Below are 25,195 nucleotides of genomic sequence, written 5' to 3'. Positions count from 1 at the left end.
AAAATACGAGCGGAAATCGAAAAATACGAGCGGAAATCGAAAAATACGAGCGGAAATCGAAAAATACGAGCGGAAATCGAAAAATACGAGCGGAATCAGATAAACACGAGCGAAATTCGTAAAATACGAATACCAAGCAAAACACTGATTCACCCCCTCATGTTTCACATCAGCCCTTTCGTGAAACACTACATAGGTAGATCAGTTTAAGGAGTGAGTGAGAAATGAACGTACTTGTAATCGGAGCAAATGGAAATATAGGTAAGTTAGTATGCGGCATGATTGCTGAACAAGGTCATACTGTAAAAGCGATGATCAGAAAAGAAGAGCAAAAGCAGGATTTTCAGAAGCCTAATGTGGAAGCAGTATTAGGAGATTTAGAAAAGGACTTTGAACATGTGTTTGATGGTATTGATTCGGTTGTTTTTACAGCTGGGTCTGGTGGTCATACACCAGCTGAGAAGACAGATGCAGTGGATTATGAAGGTGCTGTTAAATCAATAAAACTCGCAGAAACTCATAATGTAAAACAATTTATTATGGTGAGTGCTATTGCAGCCGATACACCTGAAAAAGGACCAGAAGGACTGCGTCATTATTTAGAAGCTAAAGGCAAAGCCGATCAAATCTTAATGGACAGTTCATTGAATTACACAATTCTTCGTCCAGGTGCTTTAACGGATGAAGACGGAATGGGATTAATTGAAGCTAAGGAAAAGTTGAATGAACGCGGATCGATCCCTCGTGTAGATGTCGCACGAACAATTGCCGCCAGCCTTGGCAATGAAAAAGTTTATAAAAAAGTATTTGAAATGATAGAAGGTGAAGTACCGATTCAAACCGCAATTGAATCGGTATAACGTATAAGCAGACAAAACTAGTCAAAGTTTAACAAAGGAAAAGCATCCTCTTATGGTGAAATGCTGAAATGAAGTTTGTCCTTTTTGAAAATAGGGACAGCTTACCATTACATCATTTACAAAGGGGATGCTTTTATGATTCAAGTTAAATTATTTGATGAAGATCATGAAGAAGATCTTGAAGAATCCATCAATGAATTTTTGAGCGAAATCCCAAACGAACATTTTATTGATATCAAATACCAAATAGCTGTTTGTGATAGTGTCCATGAAGAAAATGAAACGATGTTCTCTTTCTCCGCTATGATTGTTTATAAAAAATGAGATTAGCTAAAAGCATGGTAAGCAGCGTTAGTACCTGCAATATTCCCTGTGACAAATGCAACCGTGATGTTGTACCCGCCAGTATAACCATGCAGATCAAGAATTTCTCCGCAGAAAAATAGTCCTTCTTGCATTTTGGATGCCATCGTTTGAGGAGCGATTTCTTTTACTGAAACTCCTCCGCCTGTCACAAATGCTTTTTCAATCGATAATGTCCCATTTACATGAAAAGAAAAACTTTTCATGTGTTGAGCGAGGTTACGCAGCGCTTGTTTAGGGACCTGGTCCGCTGTTAAATCACAATCGATACTCGCCTGGTCGATTAAAAACAGCAGGAATTTTTCTGGAAGCATCCCTCTCAAGACATTTTTTATCGTTTTTTTAGGTTCTTCTGAGATTCTTTTTTGAATATCGGCAATTACTGTTTCTTCATGCTCGTCAGGGAAGCAATCAATTCGCATTTCAATTGAAGGAACATTAAACTTTTTCAAAGCTTTAACGACGTATTGGCTGCAGCGGAGTGCTGCCGGCCCGGATATACCGAAATGGGTAAAGATCATGTCCATCTGATGGGCTTTTATTAGTTTGCCTTTTGGATTCCATACAGACAGCGCAACATTGCGCAAGGAAATACCTTGGAGTGTTTTTTGCTTAATAAAAGGTTCATTTGAAGTGATCGGCACCTCTGTTGGGTATAATTCAGTTATCGTGTGGCCTGCTTTTTTTGCCCAGGCATATCCATCGCCCGTAGAACCTGTATGCGGAACCGATTTTCCTCCTACAGCAATAACGACAGATTTTGTTGCAATGGTCTCCCCAGACTCTAGTACGACCTCATGATGGTCATCGTTAAAATGAATGGTTTTAACAGGCGTATTTGTTCGAATTTGTACACCGAGCTCTCTGATTTTTCGCAAAAGGGCTGCAACAACGTCTGTTGCTTTATTGGATACAGGGAACATTCTGCCATGATCTTCTTCTTTTAATTCGATTCCTAGATTCTCGAAAAATGAAATGATATCTTCATTATTAAATACGGAAAAGGCGCTGTATAAAAAGCGTCCATTGCCAGGAATGTGTTTAATGATTTCTTCAACGGGCAAACGGTTCGTTACATTGCACCGGCCGCCGCCAGAGATGGCCAGCTTGCGGCCTAATTTGTCTCCTTTATCGATTAAAAGAACGCGTGCCTTATTTTGTGCGGCACCTACACTGGCCATTAAACCTGAAGGACCTCCTCCAATGACAACGCAATCATAAACCATATCAATCCCAACTTTCTATACATTCGGTTAAAAATCTTTTCATACAATAGCATAGGTTTCCAGAAAAGGCTATTAATTTCTAAGGTTATTACATTTCTTTTTCGTTTTATTTGTAAGCATGTTAAATAGGTTACAGAAGCTTTTAATGTGATACAATACTAATAATGTTTTTAGGATTATAAGTAGGAGCTGAACAGTTTGTCCCGATTACTTCGTGGAACATTGATCTTATCGGCCGCAACCTTTTTTTCGAAATTCATCGGTCTGATCTTTGTTATTCCTTTTACCAATCTAGTAGGAGAGCAAGGCATGGCATTATATGGTTATGCCTACATCCCATATACGATATTACTTAGTATTTCCACAATGGGAGTACCACTCGCGGTTTCTAAATTTGTCTCAAAGTATAATGCGTTAGGAGATTATGCAACAGGAAGAAGATTATTAAAATCAGGTCTATTGATTATGACCTTGACCGGTTTTCTAGCATTCGTTCTCTTATATATGCTTGCACCCGTTCTTGCACATAATATTATTGGGAAGTACGGTGAGAAGGGGAACACCGTTTCTGACATTACATTAGTAATCAGAATGGTGAGTACCGCATTAATTATCGTGCCGTCTATGAGTCTTATCCGCGGTTATTTCCAAGGGTTCCAATCAATGGGACCGACAGCTGTGTCACAAGTTGTAGAGCAGATTGTACGTATCGTATTTATTCTCGTCGGCAGTTACATCATTATGAATATTATGCATGGCAGTACAACGACAGCTGTTGCTATTGCAACATTTGCAGCAACGCTAGGAGCTGTTGCAGGTTTTATCGTTCTTTTATGGTACTGGGCGAAGCGAAAACCTCATTTGCAAAAAATGTATGATCAAAGCAATACAGAGGCGGATATCTCATTAAAAGATATTTATAAAGAGACAATTAAATATGCGATTCCATTTGTAGCGGTCGGTTTAGCGATACCTCTTTATCAAATGGTTGACCAATTTACGATTGTTAATACACTTAAAACGGTTTCTTATTCTCAAACAGAAGCAGAGTCCATTTATGCGATTATTACTCAAATCGCACATAAGCTTGTAATGATTCCTGTTTCACTAGCAACAGCCTTAGCACTAACGTTAATACCGGTTATTACAAAGTCATTTACACAAGGGAATAAAGATGTTTTGCATAACCAGATTACACAAACGTTCCAAATGGTGCTGTTTTTAACAGCTCCAGCAGCGGTTGGGCTATGCGTTCTGGCCTATCCGGCTTATGGTGCTTTGTTCGGTATGCCATCCATGGATACTGGCGGATTTTATCTGCAATGGTATGCACCTACTGCACTTTGGTTTGCGATGTTTACTGTAACAGCAGCTATTCTCCAAGGATTAAATCAGCAAAGGTTTGCATTTATTAGTTTAAGTGCAGGTTTTCTGGCAAAGTTACTGCTTAATAAGCCGCTGCTTTTCTTATTTGGAGGTACAGGGTCGGTAATAGCAACTGATATTGGCTATACGATTTCGATCTTGTTTAACTTATATATTATTAAAAAGTACAGTGGCTTTTCATTTAAGTGGGTATATAGAAGAAGCTTGCTTATCACTGTATTTTGTTCAATCATGGCTCTTGCTGTTATCGGAGTTATGGTGCTTCTCGGTGATTCAGAAACAAGATGGCAAGCCATTATCAAGTTATCTGCCGGTATTGTTATGGGTGGGGCTGTCTATGGATTTTTAAGTTATCAATCCGGATTGTTAAAGATTATACTCGGGGACCGCATACCTTTTCTCAGCAAAAAAAAATAATTCGTAAAAAAAGAAGGCTGTCTGTTAAGCCTTCTTTTCCCTTGGAAAAATATTCATTTATCTTGTTCGTCGTACCACTTCAGCTGATTTCCAATACTGTAGCCTTCTAATGGCACTTCATATTGAAATCCTGCTTTTTCTAAGGCTGGCTGAAGATGCTCGCGGTAAACCAAACCGCCATGTAGATATATGATTGATTGTTGTGGGTTTACATGCTCTAGTAATTCCAAGATTACTTTCTCTGCCCATTCTCTTTTTTCAGAAGGTGAAAAATTTTTAATGGAGACATTGTACGGTTCGATTTGCTGATCCTTTTGCAGAAGTCCTTCTTTTGCACTATAAAAGAAAAATTCATCATAATGGTTTTCTGCATATCGAACGGATTTTACAAATAAAGGACTTATGTATAATTCAATCGCTGCCGAAGGTTTTAAAGCTTTTTTTCGTGCAGTTGCTAGAAGACCTATTTTCCTTTTCATTCCAATTCCTCCTATAGTACTAAATTACCCCGTTTTATACAAAATAAATCAATTTTTTTACAATAATATAGGAAAAATAGATTATAAAAGGTGGCAGTTCACATGCGTATAGATAAATGGTTATCCAACACAGGCTACGGAAGCAGAAAAGAAGTAAAACAGCTCTTAAAATCAGGTGCCGTTACATTAAATGGAGATATCATTAAAGACCCGAAGACTCAAGCACACCCGGAAGCGGATGTAGTAGAAGTATATGGAGAGAAGGCTGTTTATAGAGAGTTTATTTATTTAATGATGAATAAGCCTCAAGGTGTCATTTCTGCTACTGAAGACTCAAGGCACAAAACAGTTATTGATTTGTTAGATCTAGACGTATTGGCTTTTGAACCTTTTCCGGTAGGTAGGCTGGACAAGGATACAGAAGGCCTTTTGGTATTAACGAATGATGGACAACTTTCGCATACGTTGTTATCACCAAAAAAACATGTGCCCAAAACCTATTTTGCAAAAATAAATGGTTCAGTTCCTGTGTCTGCCCATGAACAATTTAAAGCGGGAATCGAACTAGAAGACGGATATGTAACCAAACCTGCAAAACTGGAAGTCATAAAAGATGATAGTGAAGAGTCAGAAGTGTTATTAACCATAACAGAAGGAAAGTTCCATCAAGTAAAAAGAATGTTTGAAGCGGTTGACCGGACAGTAGTCTATCTGCAAAGACTTCAAATGGGGAACTTGAAACTAGATGAAACCTTGCCTTTGGGATCTTATAGAGAGCTGTCGGAAGAGGAACTTGATTTATTATGTGAAAAAGAAGATGTTTTTGAATAAAAAATAAGGGGTATCTTCCATTTAAAAGGAGATGAATCCCTATGGTTGTATATGCTGATAAATTGATTGGAACGAAAGCTGAACATGATGCTGCTCCGTTAAATGATCACAAAGTAAACGACATCCTGTTTAACAAGTACGATCATCGGTTATGTTACATTACTTACTCAGAGGACCTCGATGCACATAAATATAGCCGTGGTGATGACCATATTGAAACAGTAATTGCGGCAACTTCGGGTATAAATTCACATAACACGCCGTTAACAGGAGGGAGTTTTTCAGAAACAGAGGTTCGTTCTCCAAAAGAAACCTTCTTCATTCCATGGCATCAAATTGTAGCATTTGATGAAGATAAAGTTGTGTTTAAAGGGAATGAGCGCCAAATCGAAGAACCAGCTGAATGTTATTCCTTTCAGGCAATAAAGGATTGGACAGTAATTGATCAAAACAATGAGAAGATTGGTAAGATTAAAGATCTTGTAATGGATACAGAAAATCAGCAAGTAATGGGCTTTATGTTATCTGAAGGATTTTGGAAGAGTTTATTAGGCCATGATGAGAAGTTCATGCCTATAGTAGGGAGTCCCGATTGGAAAACACAAGAGTGGAGAATTGAAAACACCCCTGATGTTTTATTAAGAAATAGTCCTGAAGAATTGTAATCCGTTTACATGAGTAAAAATAAAACAAAAATAAAACCGTTTTTTCCAGCTCAGATAGAGCTAGAAAAACGGTTTTTTTGTTCACTGATAAGCGGCGAATCTCGTCGTCAGTTTTGTTTCTACGGTACTCACGTATGTTTAATACGCTGTGTTCCTCAAAACTTTACTTCCTCGACCTTCTTGCTTCTGAATGAACAAATTATTATTAAATTTAATTGATTAGGATACTTTAACTTTTTTCTGTGTCACTTCCCACATTCCGCGGGCAGGACTGGTTACTAAATTGTTATAAGATAGTACATTAAGATCTCTCTGTATTGTACGCTGTGTTGTTCCAAATTCTTCAACTAGTTCTCGTGTTGTAACGGTTCCTTTTTTTCGTATAAACAAATACAGGGCTTTCACACGATTCAACATTCTGTCAGTTGAAGGACTCAAAAAACCACTCCTTGTTTTTAATTTAGTTGATATCATGTATATGATACCAATTAAAAGTTAATGAAGTATGAACGTTTGATTACAATCTTTTTTAAATTTTATGACTATTTACTTATAATAAAAAGCGAAGACCTAAATCGGTTCTTCGCTGCGTAAGCCAGTTTTAAAAAATATATGTCAGTGCGGCTATGCAGCAAAACCTTCATTACGAACATATTTATCCTTCATATAAGGAAAATTGTCAGTACAGGTAACAAACCACACCTCCTAATTACGTCTATATTATACTCTAAAACAGAAAAAAGTCAATACATTTTCATTTCCAATCTTTTCTATACAACTTCACAATTTACTCATGATTTGAGTTACAATGTAACATAGAAAACGTGCAGGATGGGGTGGCAGTGTGTTTATACTACGGAAAGTTTTCGGTAAATTATTTGTATTAGACAAACTAGGCATTTTTTCTTTTACTTTTGTTATCGTCATTTTTTCATCGATTGTAATGCGTATGTTAGAGCCGAAAACATTTCCAGGATGGTTTGATGCACTTTGGTATGTGATGACTACTGTTACAACAGTAGGTTATGGTGATTTTTATCCTGTGAGTATCGCAGGCAGAATATACGCGATTTTCATCTTTTTAATCGGAATCGGCATTGCAGGATTAGCTATTGGGAAATTAGTTGAATCATTAGGTGCAAATCGTAAACGCAGGGAGGAAGGCAGGTTGGAGTTTAAAGGCAGGAATCACTTTGTTATTATAGGATGGTCTGAAAAAGCGAGGTATGCCATTTCGGAAATACTTGAAACACATCCTGAAATTTATATCGTATTAATTGATAATTTGCCTGCAGCACCCTTTACACATAAACATGTTCATTACATACAAGGCGATCCTTCCACAGAGAAGGTATTAATACAGGCTAATCTAAAGGAAGCCAGATCAGTTTTAGTTTTTTCAGATGATTCAATCCAGGACGCAGCATTGACTGATGGAAAAACGCTGCTCATCGTGACCTCCGTTGAAAGACTGACTCCTCACATTCATAGTACTGTTGAAATAAAAAAAGAAGAACATATCAAGAATTTCAGGCATGCTAAGGTAGATGAATTTGTACTCAGTCATGAAACGGTTTCACGTATGGCAGTGCGCTCAGCATTTTCAAAAGGAATTACAGATATTTATTCACAGCTGCTCTCACATAAACATGGGGAAAATTTGTTTGAAGTAAGAAAAAGAAAAGAGTGGAAAACTTATAAAGACGCATTTGAAGGGCTTTTACGAGAAGGAGCAACGTTAATTGCAGATGGTAATGATCTTGGCATCAATAAAAAATTAGATGAACCTATCCGTGACGATGCAAGATTATATATCATTTGCAGAAAAGAAGTGTATGATTCCCTGTTAGCCCAAGCTTAATAGAAAGAAAGGATGCAGATTCATGTCAAACATAAATTGGACAGAAGAAGTAGCGAAAAGAAAGAATGATTTGTTGGAAGATACAAAGAGACTATTGCAAATTCCTAGTATTTTGAATGAAGCTGAAAGGAAAGAAGGAGCTCCTTTTGGTTCGGAAATTGAAAAAGCACTCTTGTACATGCTTAATCTTGGTAAAGAAAGCAGCATGGAAGTAAAAAATTTGGATGGTTATGCTGGTCATTTAGAGATCGGAAACGGAGATGAGCTTCTCGGGATTCTTTGCCACGTCGATGTCGTACCTGCAGGTGAAGGCTGGTCAGTTGAGCCATTTGGAGGAGAAATCAAAGACGGCAAAATCTTTGCAAGAGGAGCGAGCGACGATAAGGGTCCTACGATGGCTGCTTTTTATGCAATGAAAATCATCCAGGAATTAAAATTACCTTTATCCAAAAGAATCCGAATGATTATAGGCTGTGATGAAGAAAGCAATTGGGAATGTGTCAGACATTATTTTAAAAACGAAGAAATGCCTGATTTTGGATTTGCTCCTGATGCAGATTTTCCGATCATAAATGCGGAAAAGGGAATATTTGATGTGGAATTTAAAATAAATGCTAAAAATGCAAAATCTGACGAAGGACTTTACCTCGTGTCTTTTGAATCCGGTCAGCGTTTAAACATGGTACCAGACAAAGCGATCGCGAAAGTGGCAGGCGGTTCATTAAAAGAAGCTGAAGAAAAATTTAAAAAATATGCAGCAACAAAAGGTTTTAGCTATGAGACCACAAAGGAAGATAACCTACTTACGTTAAAAGCTGAAGGGAAATCGGCACACGGAAGTACCCCAGAAGTCGGTGTGAATGCGGGACTAGAGCTAGCACAGTTTTTGTGCAGTCTTTCTTTCAATGATTCAGATCAAACCTTCTTAGAACTGCTTTCGGATGTTAGCGGCGAATTTACGGGTGAGAAAATTGGAATTGCTGCAAATGATGAAGCTAGCGGCAGCTTAACCGTAAATGTTGGAGTGATTAAATATAGTGAATCTGAAGGCGGCAAGGTGGGCATGAACATCCGATATCCTGTTACACATAACAGCGAGAAGATTGAAACTGCATTGTCCAAGCGCGCAGATCAAGACAACTTGACGATGAGAGTGATCGAGAATAACCCTCCAAATTATGTGGATGGAAATCATCCGCTTGTTAAAACACTTCAAAAAGTCTATGAAGAGCAAACAGGTGAACCAGGAGAGCTGATAGCGATCGGAGGAGGAACTTATGCGCGTTCACTTCAAACGGGTGTTGCGTTTGGGGCCTTGTTCCCGGGACGTGAAGACGTTGCTCATCAAAAAGATGAATACATGTATGTGGACGATTTGTTAAGATCTGCTGCAATTTATGCGCAAGCTATTTATGAATTGGCAAAATAGGGAGAAGAAAGAGAAGAGGGCTGCATCATGGAGAAAACTATCGATAAAACCTCCTTTAGTTTAAAAGGTTTTTATTTGTTTTGCTTTTTTGGGATTGGAAGCTTATTCCCGTTATTAGGCGTTTATTTCAAAGAGGAAGTAGGTCTATCAGGGACGGAAATTGGTACTTTGATGTCAATCAGTCCAGTTGTGATGATTTTTGCTCAGCCGATGTGGGGGATGATTACGGATTACTCCAGACGTCCTAGAGCCGTATTAAGTTTTTGTTTACTTTTTACAGCCTTTATTGGATACAGTATTCACCTCCTAAATGCTTATTTGTGGCTGTTGCTTTTATTAATTTTGTTTTCATTTATTCAAAGTGCTCTAATACCTGTTTCTGACAGCATATTGCTTAATTATGTTCAGAAAGAAAACAAACAATATGGGAACTATAGGCTTTTTGGAGCGATAGGATTTGCGATTGCCGTTTATATTGCAGGCCGATTTGCTGAAATTTATGGCGTGCATATTATTTTTTATCTTTTTTCAGGTGTACTGATTCTTTGTATAGGATTTGTATCCAATATGCCTAAAGAAAATCAATCATTAAAAACGGATCTGCGAAAAGGAATTGGACAGCTTGCGAAGATGCCTTCATTTATCGTTTTCCTATCTGCGACATTTCTTGTTTTTGGTCCGATTTTTGCAAATAACTTTTATTTTGGATTTTATATTCAAGAAACCGGGGGAACGTTAGCTGGAGTTGGCTTAGCTTTTTTATTAGCGGCTGGCAGTGAGGCGCCTTTTATGAAATTTGCAGGTCTTACGATAAAGAAATGGGGAATCATGCCAATCATGATGTTTGCTGCTACAATATCAGCTCTTCGCTGGACCTTTTATTTCTTTGAACCCTCCTTTCCAGTGGTGCTTGCGACAACTGTCGTACAAGGGTTTTCAGTAGGGCTGTTCATTCCGGCTGCGATGGAGTATGTAAGAATATATACACCAAGCGAGGTGAGAGCAACAGCCGTTTCTTTGTATACGGCAGTAGGCAATGGATTAGGTTCTTGGTTTTGTACGTTTATTGGCGGTGCCATCTTTGATAAATACTCTATCTTTTATACGTATTTATTCTTTGCTGTACTGACTCTAGCAGGCCTTTTTATGGTAATGGTTTTATCAAGAATGCAGAATAAAGAGCTAATATTGGCTAAACGAGCGATATAAAAACATCCCGGGATTACTGTCCCGGGATGTTTTTAATGTTGTTCATTTTTTCAGGTTCTCTTTTAAAAAGATTGTTGCTTTTAGGACATTTTCGACAAGAGACTTCATTGACAAGTTGGTTGGAGTGCAAGGTGCGAGACTCCTGCGGGCGCAGCGGGACAGGTGAGACCCTAACGGCGCAAAGTGCCAATGGGGCTCACCGCCCACCCCGCGGAAAGCGAGCAGCCTGGAACGGAAATCAACTACTTATAAGAACAACAAAGGTTATCAAAAAAGCATTTATTAATTATCAAACTGAAACAAGTCACTGGATAAATACCGTTCTCCAGAATCACAAGTCATACAAATAACCACCTCGCCTTTTTTACGCTTTTCTGCGATTTTCAGGGCTGCAAAAACAGCAGCTCCAGAAGAAGGTCCGACAAGGATTCCTTCTTCTTGAGACAGACGTCTTGTTATGTTATAAGCATCTTCATCAGTAACTTGAATAATTTCATCGTATACATCCTGATTAAGGATTTTTGGAATAAACCCTGGACTCGTACCAACAAGTTTGTGTTTACCTGGTTTTCCTCCTGATAATACAGGTGATCCCTTAGGTTCAACAACATGTACTGTCAAATCGGAAAAGAACGATTTAAGTGCTTCCCCTGTACCCGTAATCGTACCGCCTGTTCCTGCAGGTGCGATAAAAGCGGAGAAAGGTTTTCCGATTATTTCGATTGCTTCTTTAATTTCTAAAGCAGTCGTATGGCGGTGTGCATCTGGATTGGATGGATTCTCAAATTGCATCGGCATAAAACTATTTGGAATCTCTTTTTCTAATTCTCTTGCCTTTGCAATAGCGCCAGGCATCTTTTCGTCTCCAGGAGTCAGCACGACTTCAGCACCATAGGCTTTAAGCAGATTTATTCTTTCTTCTGTCATGGTGTCGGGCATTACGATAATGGATTTATATCCGCGAGCAGCAGCGTTCATCGCCAGACCAATACCTGTGTTGCCGGAAGTGGGCTCAATAATAGTTGCCCCTTCTTTGAGCAGTCCTGCTTTTTCAGCTTGTACGATCATATTAAAAGCTGCGCGGTCTTTTAAACTGCGGCTAGGGTTATAAAATTCAAGCTTGACATATACATCGGCTCCATCAGGATGAGGCAGTCGATTTAACTTAACAATAGGTGTATCTCCAATTAGATCAGCAATATTTGCTACGACTTTCATTCATATGCACTCCCTTTTTACTGCTTTCATTAGTATAACAAATAACTTGTTCGGGTAAAAAATCATAAGGACCACTTAAAATCTGATAAAATATTATGTAGAAAGCGGTGAACCAGATTTGGAACGGCATTTATTCATTGCGCTGCAGCTTCCTGTACAAGTTAAGGCAGTGCTTTCTGAAATATGTGATGAGATTAAAAAGGAAGCATCGTTTAAAACATGGGTACATCCTCATGATTATCATATTACCCTTGCTTTTTTAGGGAAAACAGAAAAAGACCAATTAAAAATATTGTTTCCGTTATTAAAAGAATTAGTTACTTCCTATGAAACTTTCCCGGTAAATATTGACCACTTTGGATTTTTCGGCAGAGCTGAAAGTCCACGGATTTTTTGGCGGGTATTGAAGAACAGGAGTCTTTAAATGAAGTGCAGAGACAAGTTGCCGAGGCATGTCTTGCAGCAAACTTTTCATTAGAAAAACGGCCCTATAAACCTCATATTACACTTTCACGAAAGTTTCTTGAAAGTGAACATTTGTTGCTGGATGAAAATGATTGGTGGGGAAAATTCGGACAGACTATAAAGTTTCAGGCAGAAAGTATTGTTGTTTATGAGACACATTTTGAAAAATCACCTAAATATGAAATTGTACAGTCCTTTTCATTAAAAAAATAGGTTCGGGGAGGAGAAAAGGATGGCACAGCTCGTTAAAATTCAAGACTATGTTTCCAGGTATGAAAAGAATTTGTATCATTATCAATCTTTATTTATGAGGCTAAAAGAAAATCGCTGGAAAGATTATTTACATAAAAATGATCAACACAATATTGTTTCAAATCGGAAGGAACAAATCATACAATTTAGAAAATCCTTATTTGATCAACAATTGAAGTGGGCAACGACAACTGTGAAAGAAATTTCGAATATCGAGCCTAAATATATGAAAGACAAAAGATTGCAATTTCTGACGCAAGAAACACCTGATAATTATTTTTTATTGTATGAGCCTGTACTTCAAATCAAAAATGCTCCAATCGAGCTTGATATCATTTTAGCAGGTCCAGCCAACATCTGGCTTATCGTATGGATAAGCGGAGAAGGAATATGGCAAGAGAGTGGAAACAAACGTTTTTGGAAGAATACTGATCCAGATCATAAAGAAACCCGAATAAGTCCCTTTATTCGGCTAGAGAGAATGAACAGCATCTTGAATGAATGGGCGAAACCGTATCAACAGCAGTTATCAATCAATCAAACGATTATTGCGCCTGAAGCTTTTATTGATATTTCGAATGACTGGAGAAAAGCTTCTTTTATCGATAAAAGAAATTTCAAAGAATGGCATTTACAAATTGCCGCTGAACCAGCTCCTGTAAAAAGTCAGCAGCTAAAATTCATTTCTGATGTTTTAAATCAAGGGGTGACGAATTCACTTTATCGTTTAGACCCTTTATCAACTGAGGCCGAATACAGTTTTGAAGGAAATTGATACATTTTGTCGAATATAATCCTCAAACAAATAATCGAGGACTATCTGAATGAAAAAATACTTTTTTATTGTTAATTCAAATAATGCAAAAGCTGTAAAATCATTTAATCAATTAAAACAAGAATTAGAAAGAGAAGGTATACATTACCGCAGTTTTTACACCGAATATGCAGGTCATGCCTTAGAAATCGCGAAAAAAGTGACCTATATGAATAAAGATTCGATACAGGCTATTATTGCTGTTGGCGGAGATGGCACGATTCACGAAGTATTTAATGGAATAAAAGATCAATCGGATATTCCGCTAGGTTTTATTTCAGGCGGCTCCGGAAATGACATTGTTCGCGTAATGACGAAACAGGTCAAAGGAATAAAAAACCAGATTTCCTACTTGAAACGAACCAAGGTTACTAAATGTGATTCTGGTATTATGCAATTAGTCGGACGAAGCAAACAGGAGCAAGTTTTTTTAAGTGCTGTTGGGATTGGATTAGATGGTGAGGTAGCAAGATATACGAATAAAGCTCCTTATAAAAAACATCTTCATAAACTGAAACTGGGAACGATGGCATATGTTATTACTTTATTTAAAGTGCTGAAGCAATATAAGCCTGCTTCGATTGACATTGAGGTTGATGGTCAGCAGCATACTTTTGATAACGTGTGGCTTGCCGCTATCGGAAATATGCCTTTTTATGGCGGAGGGATGAAAATCTGTCCAGATGCACGTTATAATGATGGGGTATTGAATTTATGCATCGTACATAATATCTCTTTAATGAAACTGTTAATCCTTTTTATTTCTGTTTTTTGGGGCGGACATGTGAACGTAAAAGGAGTGACACAGTTTAAAGGAAAAGTGATAAATGTTAAGAGTGACAGGCCGCTCGCGATTCATGCGGACGGGGAATACAAAGGGACAACGCCGGTAACCATTGAAGTAAATCATCATTCAGTGGGGGTAAAGGTTTAAAGCAGAAAAAATAGTTTGAGTGGTGAATAAAATGAAACGGACAGATTTTTTCAATATTGCCTTGTTTGGCATTCTTTGGGTTTGGCTGATTCAAAAAAAGCCGGCCGTTCATGATTGGTTACTTCATATAACAAACAATCACCTTATTGTAGGGATAATTATTCCGATTATCCTATATGCAGTGATGATAATTGGAATAAGAGTGTTAAAGAATAAGTATTTATAAGCGTACATGAGATGAGAGCGGGTGAAACCCCTCTCATTTTTCATATGCAAACGAATAACAAAAAGAAATAAAGTTCAATATGATGTTATAAGAACAAGAGGAGGTGTGGTAATGGGATATATAACTTTTGAAGCAGCGGCTTATATGGATGGTTTTTCGTTAATTACCATTGTCATTCAAGGTGATATTCATAGCGTCCCTTCCATCACACTTCACCATGCTGAAAATATTTCTTATCCACTAACGATCGAAAAGGAAGAAAGGTACCATCATCAGCGTATTTATAAGTGCAGAACACCATTAACGATGGATGTTTCTAATGAATACTGGGTCGATGTTTGTGGTAACAAAATTGCCGTTAAACTAGGAAGAGTTGTAAGAACAGAAGAATTTGATGCTGCTTTTTTTGATGATGGGGCACTTGGTGCGCTTTATTCGGAAGGATTCACAACCTTTAAGGTTTGGTCCCCAGTTGCAAAAGAAATGCGGCTGATCTTTAGAGAAAATAACGACGAATATACGCATGAAGTTTCGATGGAGAAAACGAAAAAGGGCGTTTGGACTTACCGGTTGTCCGGTGACCACCATTTGACTGAGTACTTGTATAAAGCGAAGGTTAATCATGAATGGGTAATAGCAGCTGATCCGTATGCGCGTTCAGTAACGGTAAATGGCGAGAAGTCGGTTGTGCTGAATATGTCAACTACCGATCCTGAAAATTGGAACCGCTCCGAAAAGAAAATGAACTTGCGTTCCAAATTGGAGACACTTATTTACGAACTGCATATTAGAGATTTTACGATACATGCGGATAGCGGTGTGAAAGATAAAGGTAAATATTTAGGTCTCACTGAAAAAGGAACAAAAACATCTTTAGGAAATAGTACGGGTTTAGATTATTTAAAAAGTTTAGGAGTCAGCCACATTCAATTGATGCCCGTTGCTGATTTTGGAAGTGTTGATGAGACAAAACCAGATGAGCAATACAATTGGGGATATGACCCGGTTCATTTATTTTCTCCGGAAGGATCGTATGCAACGAATCCTTATGATCCTGTCTGCCGTGTAAAAGAGCTGAAAATGATGATTCAAGCTCTTCATCAAAACGGTCTTTCTGTCATTTTGGATGTTGTATTTAATCATGTATATAAACGGGAAGAGTCTTCTTTTGAAAAACTTGTTCCTGGCTATTTTTTTCGTTATGATGATGGCGGAAAACCAGTAAACGGTACAGGAGTTGGAAATGATACGGCTTCTGAACGGAAAATGATGCGTAAATTTATAGTAGATTGTTTAGTTTATTGGATGACAGAATACAAAGTGGACGGATTCCGTTTTGATTTAATGGGTATACATGATGTTGAAACGATGAACATCGCTGCAAATAAGCTTAAATCTTTAAATCCAAGTCTTTTTTTGTTAGGTGAAGGCTGGAATCTTAATACGAATCTACCCTTAGAATTGAAAGCCTCTCTATCTTCTGCTAAAAAAATGCCTGCTTATTCGTTTTTTAATGATACATTCCGTGATAGTGTTAAAGGGAGTATCTTTCCTGAAGGACGAAGCGGATTTATCAATGGGAATTTAGAAAGTAATGTGCTAAATCAGCTGAATCGATCAATAAGGGGTTGTTCAGGAAATACGGACACATTTTTGACGCCTGAACAAAGCATTAATTATACAGAATGCCATGATAACCATACATTGTATGATCTGCTTTCTATACGACACTATCGTGAAAATGATGATTTTAGAAAAAAAAGGCAGCATCTCGCTTTAGCTTTTACTTTATTTTCCCGTGGTGTCCCATTTATTCATGCCGGTCAAGAAATCTATCGTACTAAATTTGGAATTGAAAACAGCTATAATTCTCCAGATCGAATAAATGCGTTAAATTGGCTAGAATTTAAAAAGTATGAAAAATGTACAGCTTATTTTCGTGAATTAATAAAATTACGAAAAGAACAGCCTGTCTTTCATAAGCTATCAAGCACCATTTATGATAGATCCAACATCTCAAAAGGAATATTTGGTGTTGAAATCCATCTATCTTCAGCCGATAAGAAAGAAAGAGAGTTCCAATGGGGAAAAGTTTTGCTTCTTTTTAATTCCTCAATAAAAATAGAAAGTTTTTCGCTGAAATCTGAATACTGGACGATTGCTGTCGAAGATGAAAAATATAATGTTAACAGAGCAATAAGCGAATCTTACCAAATTAAACCTTTAAGCTTTTCTTTGTTATACCAAAGCTAGAATGGTGAGTTGCAATATTGGAGTGATTTTATTATTGTTATGTGTTAAAATAATGACTTCGCAGTGTTTTTATTTGATCGGATAATAGATAGCTTGCTGAACGAACGTAACAAAAACGGATTTTTTTAACATGACAAGAAGGTGAACAATTTGGAACAGATTTTGGGAGATGATTGGCAAGTCACCCCTGCTGGCGGAGCAACAGGAGAAGCATATATAGCTGAATATGGGAACCAAAAACTGTTTTTAAAACGTAATTCTTCACCGTTTTTAGCTGTTCTTTCAGCAGAAGGTATCGTCCCAAAGTTATTGTGGACGAAAAGGCTGGGTAACGGGGATGTTATCACAGCTCAACAATGGTTAGATGGCAGAGAATTAAAGTCACCAGACATGAAGGTGGAGAACGTCGCTAAATTATTAGCAAAAATTCACCGCTCCCAAGAATTGCTCGGGATGATGAACAGACTTGAAAAAAAGCGGCTTACTCCTGTTGATCTGCTAAACGATATACAAAAACAAATGATAAAAGAAAAAGATTATTTAGAGATCATAAACGATGCTTTTGCCTATTTGATGGAAACGGCATCCGAGGTTGAAGTAGATGAGAAGGTCGTATGTCACTGTGATGTAAACCATAATAACTGGCTTTTGAGTGATCAAGGAGAACTATACTTAATTGATTGGGACGGAGCTAAAATAGCTGATCCTGCGCTGGACTTAGGGATGCTTCTCTATAGTTATATTCCTTACGAGGAATGGGATGAATGGCTTGAAATTTATGGTGAGAAATTAGATGATGACTTAGAGCGCAGAATGCATTGGTATATGCTTGCACAAACAATCAGTTCATTTTTCTGGTATAAAGAAAAAGGACAGTCGAAAGAAACTGCCCAGTTCGCAGAAAATATTAAAGAATTAACAGGTATAATCTGACAATAGATTTGTGTAACTGACACTATTTCCTAGGGAATAGTGTCTTAATATGGGTGATGGGTCTGAATAGTGTCAATCCAGGATTCTAAATGCGGTAAGTGATTTGAAATATGTTCATTTAGATTTTCATGTGAAGATCCTGTATGACTATATTCATTAATGTTTGTTAAAATTGTTCGTACCTCTTCATGAACCTCTCCGTTTTCAAGCAGATGCGCAGCTAGACGTTCTATCTGTGCACACTCAGAAGGCGAACCTGCACAGTCAGTTAGATGGTCTTGAAGAAGGTCTCTGATGATATGCAATTGATCATTATGATTTAATGGCATCATTCTACACACCTTTCTTTTTTCATAGCATGTGGATTTAGGAGAAAAATATCCTATAATAAAGAAATGCAACTAGAAGAAAAACAGTAAGTATTGCGAGGAGAAACAATATGCGTCAGCGGTTTAAAGCATGGGCAAAAGATAAATTAGTTGATAATCCAGAATTTGTATCTGTAGATCCTGCTAGTATGAAAGGGAAATGGCATGCTTTTTTTGGAAATCATAATCCGATTCATTTGGAAGTCGGAACAGGAAAAGGACAATTCATTAACGGTATGGGCAAACAAAATCCGTCCATTAATTATATGGGGATGGAATTATACGACAGTATTATTATTACCGCATTAGACCGAATATTAGAAAATGATATCTCAAACGTTAAGTTGATTCGTGCTGATGCCTCTCATTTATTAGATTATTTTGAGCCAGGTGAGATTGATCGAGTGTATTTGAATTTCTCAGATCCTTGGCCAAAGAAAAAACATGCAAAAAGAAGACTGACACATGAAAGTTTTCTTGCCCGTTATGAGACAATCCTTAAACCAAATAGTGAAATTCATTTTAAAACAGATAATCAAGGTTTGTTTGAATATTCACTTGAGAGCATGTCGAAGTATGGGATGTTTTTTAATGACATAAGTCTTGATCTTCATAAAAGTGATATGCCAGACAACGTTATGACTGAATATGAAGAGAAGTTCTCAGAAAAAGGTTCTCGGATTTATAGGATGGAAGCACAGTTTCGCTCATAAAAAACTCGGTAAGTATACCGGGTTTTTTATTTTACTCTTTTTCACTAGCTTTTTTTAAAAGCTAGTGATTTTGTTTCAGATCATTCTCATCATTGACAAGTTGATTGGAGTGCAAGGTGCGAGACTCCTACGGGATCAGCGGGACAGGTTAGACCATTCAATGTCGCATTGCGACGAGTGGGCTCACCGCACGCCCCGTGGAAAGCGAGTATCCTGGAACGCAGATCAACTGCTTTCAAAAACAACAATGAACAGCATTGTGCATTAAAAGTGCGTAAATCACCCTCATTCAAAAGCAACAAAGCTTACGAAAACAGTCATTTTTATCCTTTGAGTTTCCGATTCTTGTGATACACTTAAAAAGGTGTATAGGAGAGAGAAAGGAGCAAGATCATGGATAAATGGAGCATTGGGAATATAACACTTACTTGGTTAGACGGCGGAGTTACACATATGGATGGCGGTGCCATGTTTGGAGTTGTTCCAAAACCGCTTTGGGAAAAGAAATATCCGGTAAATGAAAAAAACCAAATTGAACTTCGAACGGAACCGATTCTTCTTCAAGGTCTTGGCGGTAAGAATATACTGATTGAATCTGGAATAGGTTCTGGGAAATTATCAGATAAGCAGCGCCGCAACTATGGTGTGACTGAAGAATCCGCGATCGTAAAAAGTCTTGAAAAAGAAGGTCTTACAACGAAGGATATTGATATTGTTATTATGACACATATGCATTTTGATCATGCTTGCGGACTAACGGAGTGGCAAAATGATAAACTAGTCTCTGTTTTTGAAAACGCTGTTATTTACACATCTGAAATTGAATGGGAAGAGTTAAAAAAACCTAATGTCCGTTCTAAAAATACATATTGGCGTGAAAACTGGGAACCCATTGAACAACAGGTAAAAACGTTTAAAGAAGAAATTTCTCCAGTAGAAGGAATCAGAATGGTTCACACTGGCGGCCATAGTAATGGTCATTCTGTTGTCGAAATAACGGTAGATGGGAAAGAGAAGATCTATCACCTTGGTGATTTGATGCCTACACATGCCCATCACAATCCTTTATGGGTTCTGGCTTATGATGATTATCCGATGACATCCATTTTTGAAAAAGAGAAATGGATTAAACCGGATACATGGTACTTTTTCTATCATGACAGCATCTATCGTGCAGTAAAGTGGGATGCTAAGGGCGAATATTTGGAAAGAGTTCCACGATCCCCTAAAATGTGAATAAAAAGACACATTATTTCCATTTTCAAGTGAATGTCCAAAATCACATCATATGTTAAAATATGAAAGAATGACATTATTTGAATTATAATTTATGACAAGTGAAAAAGCGAAAGGGGATAAAAAAATGAAAAAACAGATCGCAGCATTATTTACTGTTTTAGCACTGTTTTTATCAATGGGTACATTCGTATCTGCGGAGCAAGCTACAGATCAAATGAAAAAGACAGTTGAAGACGGCTTGAAGAAAGAACATAAAGACATGAAAGAGGGCACTTTAACAATATCTGATATTCAATCGTTTCCGAATGAAGATTCTGAGTTAGATGCTTCAGAAGTCACAATTGGTATCGCTCATTTTGAAACTGTAAGAGATAACATCTTTTATTTTGATCATTCTAAATTTGTATTTTACAATCCGGATACAAACGAATTAGTAGCAGAAGCAGCTGCAGCAAAAGCAAATCCTAAACTTATTGATTACAAAGATGCGCATGAATCTGATATCGGAACTCACATGGACGTAGTTGTTGTGACATTACTTTTATCTATCTTAATTATTGTGCCGCTTTTAATATTGACTGTTTGGGAAAAACGTCAATATTTGACTACGAAATTCAAAATCGAAAACAACTTATTCAACCAAGATAATCTTTATCGATAAAATGAAAAATGCCCCTTTGGTATTACCAAAGCAGGGCATTTTTTTATTGTTCGTTTAATTGAAGTACAGCTCCTGTATGTGCATCGACCAAAAATTCATAATGAGAAGCAGCAAAACCTTCTATTGAATGAGAGAAGCCACCTTTATATACGGTGTAAGGGAGATTATGCACCTCTATCTCGTCCCGGTTTGTTAAGATCCATGCGCCTGAAATACTAAATTGGGAGCTGGCTTTTTCTTTTAAAATTTTTAAGGCTTTTTCAGGCGTTATCCACTCAGTCCTTTTTTTCGTGATCAAATATCCTGCAGCTGCCCCAGCAAGACCTGCGATCAAGAAAGTTTTACATTTCATATGTATTCCCACCTTTTAGTAAATTTTCATACTTGCCATTTTTAAGTATATCAAAGAAAAGCCTTCATTTTCTCGTCAGTTTTTGTTAAGATACTGATGATAACTATGAGGGTTCGAGATTCCCACCCCTCACAAAACAAAACTAGGGAGCGTGAAAAATGATTTTCCGCATTCTCTGCTCGTGCAGGGATTTTTTGCACTTTATTTTATTGTATAAGTGCAACTGATGCTTATGGAAGAACTGGCGCTGGCCAGTTTTCTTTATTTCGTGCTCTCCTCATTGAAAGGATGAATTGGAATGTCATATAAAATTCCAAAAGATGTTCAAGTTCTTGGACGAGATATTACTAGTGAACAATTAAAGTATCATCACAAAAGAGTGGCTGTATGTAAAGAGTTCACATTTGATGCTGCTCACCATCTCCATTGCTATGAAGGGAAATGTAAAAACCTTCACGGTCATACGTACAAATTAGTCATTACAATGAGCGGCTTTGTTAACGAAATAGGAATCGCCGTTGATTTTGGTGAAATAAAAGAAATTTTCAAAAAAGCAATAGATGAAAAACTAGATCATAGATATTTAAATGAAGTTCTCCCGCCTATGAATACAACGGCTGAAAACATGATTGTGTGGATGTGGGAACAAATCGAAAACGAACTTCAAAACAGGGGACTTGCAAAACTTGGTCACCGTATTGAAGAACTGAAGCTTTATGAGACGCCAACAAGCTTTGCTGTTATGAAAAGAGAATGGATGACAGCGGAATGAAGACATTTAATTTACCATCTAAAGACGTTTGGAGACAATGGAAACTTCCAATGGTTGAGATTTTTGAAACGGTGGAAGGAGAAGGTTTACAAGCAGGTTATCCAACTGTTTTCGTACGTGTATTTCACTGTAACTTACGCTGTACATGGTGCGATACCCCCTACAGCTACGCACCTGCAAAGCCTGAATTCGAAGCAACAATTGATGAAATCATCGAAAGGATTAAAGAGTTTCCATCTGCCCGTATTTGTTTTACTGGGGGTGAACCTCTCATTCATCGTGAAAAATCAGCAGCTTTATTAATGGCTATGGCAGACCTCGAGCATATTGTGGATATCCATATTGAAACAAATGGTGCCATCGATTTATATCCATTCGAGCACTTACGCAATTCTCACGCGGAATTGCAGCGAAAAATGAGATTTGTGATGGATTATAAGCTTCCTGCTTCAGGTGAAATGGACAAGATGATCTTGAGTAATTTTAAAGAACTCCAAAATCAGGATGAAATAAAATTTGTCATTGGTTCAGAAGAAGACTTTGAAATCACAAAACAAGCAGTTGCTGACAACTATATAAAAGGCCAAATCAGTGTAAGCCCTGTGTGGGAAAGTATGCCGCCTAGAAGGCTTGTCGAGCTTTTATTGGCAAATCCTCTTCCTAACGCAAAACTTAGCTTGCAGCTTCATAAAGTCATTTGGCATCCTGATGAGAGAGGGGTATAACAATGAGCAAAAAAGCGGTTATCGTCTTAAGCGGTGGACTTGATAGTACGACTTGTATGGGAATAGCAAAAGCAGAAGGCTATGAACTATATCCGATTACGTTTCATTACGGACAGCGCCACAACCGTGAAGTTGAACAAGCGATTGAAGTCGGTAAATATTATGGAGTGAAGGATCATCGCATCGTTGACCTTACTTTTTTAAAAGATATCGGCGGAAGTGCTTTAACAGACGATGAATTAGAAGTTCCAACAGAGGCTGAGGAAGGAATTCCTGTTACTTATGTTCCAGCTCGTAACATGATTTTTCTTGCTTTATCCAGTGCTTATGCAGAAGTGATTGGAGCTACTGCAGTCTATACAGGTGTTTCAGCTGTAGATTACAGCGGATATCCTGATTGCCGTCCGGAATTTATTAAAAGCATGGAAGAAACGATCAATCTGGCTACTAAAGCTGGAGTAACGGGTCAAAACATTCATGTTAAAACTCCGTTAATATATCTATCTAAGAAAGAAACAATTGAAGCAGGACTATCATTAAACGTACCATATGAGCTAACAACCTCTTGCTATAATGGTAAAGAGACAGCTTGTGGAAAATGTGACAGCTGCCAGCTTCGATTAAAAGGATTTAAGGAAGCCGGCTCAATGGATCCAATTCCATACGAAGTATAAATTCATAAACCTAGAAAACCCCTTCTGAGAAAGTGTACAATAAATATGTACATAGGAATTCTTAGAAGGGGTTGTTTTATTATGAATAAAGAAACTCTCACATTATTTAAAACATTAACTGAGATGGGAGCAGCACCAGGGTTTGAAAGAGATATTCGAAATTTTGTTCGCAAAGAAATAGAACCTGTTTCAGATGAGATTATTCAAGATGGTTTAGGAAGTATTTTCGGAGTTAAAAAAGGAAACGGACCTAAAATCATGGTGGCAGGACACATGGATGAAGTAGGGTTCATGGTCACAAAAATTACGAAGAACGGGATGCTGAAGTTTCAGGAGCTCGGCGGCTGGTGGAGTCAGGTGCTGCTTGCTCAGCGAGTGAATGTATATACAGATAGCGGGGAAGTTATAACGGGTGTAATCGGATCTACACCTCCACATTTATTGTCTGAAGATCAGCGGAACAGACCGATGAATATAAAGAATATGTATATTGATATTGGTGCAGACGACGACAAAGAGGCTCATGCTTTAGGTATTAGACCAGGCCAGCAGATTGTACCAATCTGTCCATTTACGCCAATGGCCAACCCAAAGAAAATCATGGCAAAAGCTTGGGATAACCGATATGGCGTGGGTCTTGCTATCGAGTTGTTAAAAGAGCTGAAGGACGAGACGCTGCCAAATGAATTATACAGCGGGGCTACGGTTCAGGAAGAAGTCGGGCTTCGCGGGTCTAAAACGGCTGCCAACCTCATTAATCCAGATTTGTTCTTTGCACTGGATGCCAGTCCTGCAAATGATGCGACTGGGGATAAAAGCGAGTTTGGACAGCTTGGAAAAGGAGCCCTTTTACGAATATTAGATCGTACGATGGTGACTCATAGAGGGATGAGAGAATATATTTTAGATACTGCTGAAACACATAATATTCCTTATCAATATTTTATCTCTCAAGGCGGAACAGATGCCGGAAGTGTGCATGTTTCAGGGAATGGAGTGCCTTCTGCTGTAATCGGAATATGTTCCCGCTATATCCATACTCATGCCTCAATCATCCACATTGATGATTATGCTGCTGCAAAAGAATTACTCCTTAAACTTGTAAAGTCAGCCGATGCTGCAACACTAAATACCATTTTACAAAACAGCTAAGGGTGGAAAGAATGAAGATTGGAATCGGATCCACAAATCCTGCTAAAATTAAGGCGGCACAGCCTTTCCTCGAATTCTTTAAGGACGCAGAGCTTGTTTCTTATAACGCAGCTTCCCTTGTTTCAGAACAGCCTTTTTCAGATGAAGAGACGAAGATAGGTGCCATAAACCGCGCGCAAGATTGTGTAGCTCAAGGCGCTGCAATCGGTCTTGGGTTTGAGGGCGGAGTGATGGAAATGGAAGAGGGTATCTACTTGAGTAATTGGGGAGCTGCAGCCGACAAACAAGGAAATGTATTCACAGCAGCTGGTGCAAGAATTCTTCTTCCTGCTCCAATTACGGAAGGATTGCGCAAGGGCATCGTACTCGGTAAACTTATGAGTGAATGGACTAATGATCCTGAGATTAGAAAAAAGGATGGAGCGATTGGTGTATTTACTAGCGGAATGCTCTCTAGAGGGGAAATGTTCTTACATATTTCCACCATGCTTTTAGGTCAATATGTATATATGAAAAACAACAGATAAACCCCGCATTTGCGGGGTTTTTTGCATGAAATAAGGAAAAAGGGAAAATAGATACAAAAACGTAAGGTTGATAGTGTAAAAAAGACAAAGAAGAATCTTTTTATTATAGCGAAGAAAAATGATTTTCAAACAATATCAGCGAATTTAGAAGAAAAGGGCTTTATCAAAAATAAGATGCATTTTCACTTTAT

29 protein-coding genes are annotated in these 25,195 nt (G+C 37.9%); 23 read left to right on the top strand and 6 right to left on the bottom strand.

The window, feature by feature from the left end; translation table 11 throughout:
* Window positions 1-224: 224 nt before the first annotated feature.
* Together J2X07_RS13975 and J2X07_RS13970 are read left to right on the top strand one after the other, a co-directional pair.
* Window positions 225-860, top strand: coding sequence for an SDR family oxidoreductase (locus tag J2X07_RS13975; RefSeq protein WP_310259808.1), 636 nt, complete (start codon window positions 225-227; stop codon window positions 858-860).
* 135 nt (window positions 861-995) lie between these two features.
* The gene (locus J2X07_RS13970) at window positions 996-1,184 is read left to right on the top strand and encodes a sporulation protein Cse60 (protein ID WP_310259805.1); all 189 of its coding nucleotides are present in this window, start codon (window positions 996-998) and stop codon (window positions 1,182-1,184) included.
* Between the two features lie 2 nt (window positions 1,185-1,186).
* Here J2X07_RS13970 and J2X07_RS13965 read toward each other — a convergent pair whose 3' ends face one another.
* Window positions 1,187-2,449: an NAD(P)/FAD-dependent oxidoreductase gene (locus tag J2X07_RS13965; protein ID WP_310259802.1), complete on the bottom strand. Its 1,263-nt coding sequence runs from the start codon at window positions 2,447-2,449 to the stop codon at window positions 1,187-1,189.
* 198 nt (window positions 2,450-2,647) lie between these two features.
* Between J2X07_RS13965 and J2X07_RS13960 the strand changes: the two genes are divergently transcribed.
* Window positions 2,648-4,252: a putative polysaccharide biosynthesis protein gene (locus J2X07_RS13960; protein WP_310259800.1), complete on the top strand. Its 1,605-nt coding sequence runs from the start codon at window positions 2,648-2,650 to the stop codon at window positions 4,250-4,252.
* Between the two features lie 53 nt (window positions 4,253-4,305).
* Here the strand turns inward: J2X07_RS13960 and J2X07_RS13955 are convergent, their stop codons facing one another.
* A complete protein-coding gene (locus tag J2X07_RS13955) occupies window positions 4,306-4,731 on the bottom strand; it encodes a DUF6884 domain-containing protein (protein ID WP_310259797.1) in 426 nt (141 codons plus the stop codon).
* 102 nt (window positions 4,732-4,833) lie between these two features.
* Between J2X07_RS13955 and J2X07_RS13950 the strand changes: the two genes are divergently transcribed.
* Complete coding sequence (locus J2X07_RS13950; RefSeq protein ID WP_310259794.1) at window positions 4,834-5,562, top strand: pseudouridine synthase; 729 nt, start codon at window positions 4,834-4,836, stop codon at window positions 5,560-5,562.
* A gap of 41 nt (window positions 5,563-5,603) precedes the next feature.
* Window positions 5,604-6,227: a PRC-barrel domain-containing protein gene (locus tag J2X07_RS13945; protein ID WP_310259791.1), complete on the top strand. Its 624-nt coding sequence runs from the start codon at window positions 5,604-5,606 to the stop codon at window positions 6,225-6,227.
* A 219-nt stretch (window positions 6,228-6,446) separates the two neighbouring features.
* On the opposite strand, the gene J2X07_RS13940 is transcribed toward J2X07_RS13945, so the two are convergent.
* On the bottom strand, window positions 6,447-6,665 hold the full coding sequence (locus J2X07_RS13940; protein WP_310259789.1) for a DeoR family transcriptional regulator: 219 nt from the start codon (window positions 6,663-6,665) through the stop codon (window positions 6,447-6,449).
* A gap of 406 nt (window positions 6,666-7,071) precedes the next feature.
* Here J2X07_RS13940 and J2X07_RS13935 point away from each other — a divergent pair, with 406 nt between their 5' ends.
* Genes J2X07_RS13935 through J2X07_RS13925 form a run of 3 tightly spaced genes read left to right on the top strand, consistent with a single transcriptional unit; the run spans window position 7,072 to window position 10,726 of the window.
* Complete coding sequence (locus J2X07_RS13935; protein ID WP_310259788.1) at window positions 7,072-8,088, top strand: ion channel; 1,017 nt, start codon at window positions 7,072-7,074, stop codon at window positions 8,086-8,088.
* 22 nt (window positions 8,089-8,110) lie between these two features.
* Window positions 8,111-9,517, top strand: a complete 1,407-nt coding sequence (gene pepV / locus J2X07_RS13930) for a dipeptidase PepV (RefSeq protein ID WP_310259785.1) — start codon at window positions 8,111-8,113, stop codon at window positions 9,515-9,517.
* Between the two features lie 27 nt (window positions 9,518-9,544).
* Window positions 9,545-10,726 carry an MFS transporter gene (locus J2X07_RS13925; protein WP_310259782.1) on the top strand — a complete coding sequence of 394 codons (1,182 nt, stop codon included), beginning with the start codon at window positions 9,545-9,547 and terminating at the stop codon, window positions 10,724-10,726.
* 282 nt (window positions 10,727-11,008) lie between these two features.
* Here the strand turns inward: J2X07_RS13925 and cysK are convergent, their stop codons facing one another.
* Window positions 11,009-11,944 carry a cysteine synthase A gene (gene cysK, locus J2X07_RS13920; RefSeq protein ID WP_310259780.1) on the bottom strand — a complete coding sequence of 312 codons (936 nt, stop codon included), beginning with the start codon at window positions 11,942-11,944 and terminating at the stop codon, window positions 11,009-11,011.
* Between the two features lie 118 nt (window positions 11,945-12,062).
* Here cysK and thpR point away from each other — a divergent pair, with 118 nt between their 5' ends.
* The 7 genes from thpR (at window position 12,063) to J2X07_RS13885 (ending at window position 17,821) form a co-directional block, all read left to right on the top strand.
* Complete coding sequence (gene thpR, locus J2X07_RS13915) at window positions 12,063-12,368, top strand: RNA 2',3'-cyclic phosphodiesterase (protein WP_310259778.1); 306 nt, start codon at window positions 12,063-12,065, stop codon at window positions 12,366-12,368.
* A gap of 5 nt (window positions 12,369-12,373) precedes the next feature.
* The gene (locus J2X07_RS13910; protein ID WP_310259775.1) at window positions 12,374-12,622 is read left to right on the top strand and encodes a 2'-5' RNA ligase family protein; all 249 of its coding nucleotides are present in this window, start codon (window positions 12,374-12,376) and stop codon (window positions 12,620-12,622) included.
* A 19-nt stretch (window positions 12,623-12,641) separates the two neighbouring features.
* Window positions 12,642-13,436: a hypothetical protein gene (locus J2X07_RS13905; protein WP_310259772.1), complete on the top strand. Its 795-nt coding sequence runs from the start codon at window positions 12,642-12,644 to the stop codon at window positions 13,434-13,436.
* Window positions 13,437-13,485: 49 nt separating this feature from the next.
* A complete protein-coding gene (locus tag J2X07_RS13900) occupies window positions 13,486-14,409 on the top strand; it encodes a diacylglycerol/lipid kinase family protein (RefSeq protein WP_310259768.1) in 924 nt (307 codons plus the stop codon).
* A 31-nt stretch (window positions 14,410-14,440) separates the two neighbouring features.
* A complete protein-coding gene (locus tag J2X07_RS13895) occupies window positions 14,441-14,635 on the top strand; it encodes a hypothetical protein (protein WP_310259765.1) in 195 nt (64 codons plus the stop codon).
* Window positions 14,636-14,746: 111 nt separating this feature from the next.
* Window positions 14,747-16,888, top strand: coding sequence for a type I pullulanase (gene pulA, locus J2X07_RS13890; RefSeq protein ID WP_310259761.1), 2,142 nt, complete (start codon window positions 14,747-14,749; stop codon window positions 16,886-16,888).
* Window positions 16,889-17,038: 150 nt separating this feature from the next.
* Window positions 17,039-17,821 (top strand): phosphotransferase family protein, encoded by a 783-nt coding sequence (locus tag J2X07_RS13885; protein WP_310259759.1) that lies wholly within the window; start codon window positions 17,039-17,041, stop codon window positions 17,819-17,821.
* Window positions 17,822-17,865: 44 nt separating this feature from the next.
* Here the strand turns inward: J2X07_RS13885 and J2X07_RS13880 are convergent, their stop codons facing one another.
* Window positions 17,866-18,150 (bottom strand): YtzH-like family protein, encoded by a 285-nt coding sequence (locus J2X07_RS13880; protein ID WP_310259756.1) that lies wholly within the window; start codon window positions 18,148-18,150, stop codon window positions 17,866-17,868.
* Between the two features lie 110 nt (window positions 18,151-18,260).
* Between J2X07_RS13880 and trmB the strand changes: the two genes are divergently transcribed.
* The 3 genes from trmB to J2X07_RS13865 all read left to right on the top strand — a co-directional run bounded on the left by trmB (window position 18,261) and on the right by J2X07_RS13865 (window position 20,802).
* Window positions 18,261-18,902, top strand: coding sequence for a tRNA (guanosine(46)-N7)-methyltransferase TrmB (gene trmB / locus J2X07_RS13875; RefSeq protein WP_310259753.1), 642 nt, complete (start codon window positions 18,261-18,263; stop codon window positions 18,900-18,902).
* Window positions 18,903-19,295: 393 nt separating this feature from the next.
* Entirely contained in the window at window positions 19,296-20,138 is an 843-nt protein-coding gene (locus tag J2X07_RS13870) for a YtnP family quorum-quenching lactonase (protein ID WP_310259751.1), read from the top strand.
* A gap of 127 nt (window positions 20,139-20,265) precedes the next feature.
* Window positions 20,266-20,802 carry a hypothetical protein gene (locus tag J2X07_RS13865; protein ID WP_310259748.1) on the top strand — a complete coding sequence of 179 codons (537 nt, stop codon included), beginning with the start codon at window positions 20,266-20,268 and terminating at the stop codon, window positions 20,800-20,802.
* Between the two features lie 43 nt (window positions 20,803-20,845).
* Here the strand turns inward: J2X07_RS13865 and J2X07_RS13860 are convergent, their stop codons facing one another.
* The gene (locus J2X07_RS13860; protein ID WP_310259746.1) at window positions 20,846-21,154 is read right to left on the bottom strand and encodes a PepSY domain-containing protein; all 309 of its coding nucleotides are present in this window, start codon (window positions 21,152-21,154) and stop codon (window positions 20,846-20,848) included.
* A 298-nt stretch (window positions 21,155-21,452) separates the two neighbouring features.
* Between J2X07_RS13860 and queD the strand changes: the two genes are divergently transcribed.
* From queD to J2X07_RS13835, 5 genes are all read left to right on the top strand, one after another.
* Complete coding sequence (queD, locus tag J2X07_RS13855) at window positions 21,453-21,926, top strand: 6-carboxytetrahydropterin synthase QueD (RefSeq protein ID WP_310259743.1); 474 nt, start codon at window positions 21,453-21,455, stop codon at window positions 21,924-21,926.
* Complete coding sequence (locus J2X07_RS13850; protein ID WP_310259740.1) at window positions 21,923-22,651, top strand: 7-carboxy-7-deazaguanine synthase QueE; 729 nt, start codon at window positions 21,923-21,925, stop codon at window positions 22,649-22,651. The genes queD and J2X07_RS13850 overlap by 4 nt, the downstream gene beginning before the upstream one ends.
* A 2-nt stretch (window positions 22,652-22,653) precedes the next feature.
* On the top strand, window positions 22,654-23,325 hold the full coding sequence (queC, locus tag J2X07_RS13845) for a 7-cyano-7-deazaguanine synthase QueC (protein ID WP_310259737.1): 672 nt from the start codon (window positions 22,654-22,656) through the stop codon (window positions 23,323-23,325).
* A gap of 81 nt (window positions 23,326-23,406) precedes the next feature.
* A complete protein-coding gene (locus J2X07_RS13840) occupies window positions 23,407-24,477 on the top strand; it encodes a M42 family metallopeptidase (RefSeq protein WP_310259735.1) in 1,071 nt (356 codons plus the stop codon).
* 11 nt (window positions 24,478-24,488) lie between these two features.
* Complete coding sequence (locus J2X07_RS13835) at window positions 24,489-25,004, top strand: DUF84 family protein (RefSeq protein ID WP_310259732.1); 516 nt, start codon at window positions 24,489-24,491, stop codon at window positions 25,002-25,004.
* The last annotated feature ends 191 nt before the right edge of the window (window positions 25,005-25,195 follow it).

The organism is Fictibacillus barbaricus (assembly GCF_031457135.1).
Taxonomy (GTDB): Bacteria; Bacillota; Bacilli; order Bacillales; family Fictibacillaceae; genus Fictibacillus; species Fictibacillus barbaricus_A.
The sequence above is the reverse complement of the archived record's forward strand: the minus strand, read 5'-3'. Positions and strand labels throughout refer to the sequence as shown.

Coding starts and splice junctions, on each gene's coding strand:
- J2X07_RS13975 (WP_310259808.1), top strand. CDS start 225: ATGAACGTACTTGTAATCGGAGCAAATGGAAATATAGGTAAGTTAGTA.
- J2X07_RS13970 (WP_310259805.1), top strand. CDS start 996: ATGATTCAAGTTAAATTATTTGATGAAGATCATGAAGAAGATCTTGAA.
- J2X07_RS13965 (WP_310259802.1), bottom strand. CDS start 2,449: ATGGTTTATGATTGCGTTGTCATTGGAGGAGGTCCTTCAGGTTTAATG.
- J2X07_RS13955 (WP_310259797.1), bottom strand. CDS start 4,731: ATGAAAAGGAAAATAGGTCTTCTAGCAACTGCACGAAAAAAAGCTTTA.
- J2X07_RS13950 (WP_310259794.1), top strand. CDS start 4,834: ATGCGTATAGATAAATGGTTATCCAACACAGGCTACGGAAGCAGAAAA.
- J2X07_RS13945 (WP_310259791.1), top strand. CDS start 5,604: ATGGTTGTATATGCTGATAAATTGATTGGAACGAAAGCTGAACATGAT.
- pepV (WP_310259785.1), top strand. CDS start 8,111: ATGTCAAACATAAATTGGACAGAAGAAGTAGCGAAAAGAAAGAATGAT.
- J2X07_RS13925 (WP_310259782.1), top strand. CDS start 9,545: ATGGAGAAAACTATCGATAAAACCTCCTTTAGTTTAAAAGGTTTTTAT.
- cysK (WP_310259780.1), bottom strand. CDS start 11,944: ATGAAAGTCGTAGCAAATATTGCTGATCTAATTGGAGATACACCTATT.
- J2X07_RS13905 (WP_310259772.1), top strand. CDS start 12,642: ATGGCACAGCTCGTTAAAATTCAAGACTATGTTTCCAGGTATGAAAAG.
- J2X07_RS13900 (WP_310259768.1), top strand. CDS start 13,486: ATGAAAAAATACTTTTTTATTGTTAATTCAAATAATGCAAAAGCTGTA.
- J2X07_RS13895 (WP_310259765.1), top strand. CDS start 14,441: ATGAAACGGACAGATTTTTTCAATATTGCCTTGTTTGGCATTCTTTGG.
- pulA (WP_310259761.1), top strand. CDS start 14,747: ATGGGATATATAACTTTTGAAGCAGCGGCTTATATGGATGGTTTTTCG.
- J2X07_RS13880 (WP_310259756.1), bottom strand. CDS start 18,150: ATGCCATTAAATCATAATGATCAATTGCATATCATCAGAGACCTTCTT.
- trmB (WP_310259753.1), top strand. CDS start 18,261: ATGCGTCAGCGGTTTAAAGCATGGGCAAAAGATAAATTAGTTGATAAT.
- J2X07_RS13870 (WP_310259751.1), top strand. CDS start 19,296: ATGGATAAATGGAGCATTGGGAATATAACACTTACTTGGTTAGACGGC.
- J2X07_RS13865 (WP_310259748.1), top strand. CDS start 20,266: ATGAAAAAACAGATCGCAGCATTATTTACTGTTTTAGCACTGTTTTTA.
- J2X07_RS13860 (WP_310259746.1), bottom strand. CDS start 21,154: ATGAAATGTAAAACTTTCTTGATCGCAGGTCTTGCTGGGGCAGCTGCA.
- queD (WP_310259743.1), top strand. CDS start 21,453: ATGTCATATAAAATTCCAAAAGATGTTCAAGTTCTTGGACGAGATATT.
- J2X07_RS13850 (WP_310259740.1), top strand. CDS start 21,923: ATGAAGACATTTAATTTACCATCTAAAGACGTTTGGAGACAATGGAAA.
- queC (WP_310259737.1), top strand. CDS start 22,654: ATGAGCAAAAAAGCGGTTATCGTCTTAAGCGGTGGACTTGATAGTACG.
- J2X07_RS13840 (WP_310259735.1), top strand. CDS start 23,407: ATGAATAAAGAAACTCTCACATTATTTAAAACATTAACTGAGATGGGA.
- J2X07_RS13835 (WP_310259732.1), top strand. CDS start 24,489: ATGAAGATTGGAATCGGATCCACAAATCCTGCTAAAATTAAGGCGGCA.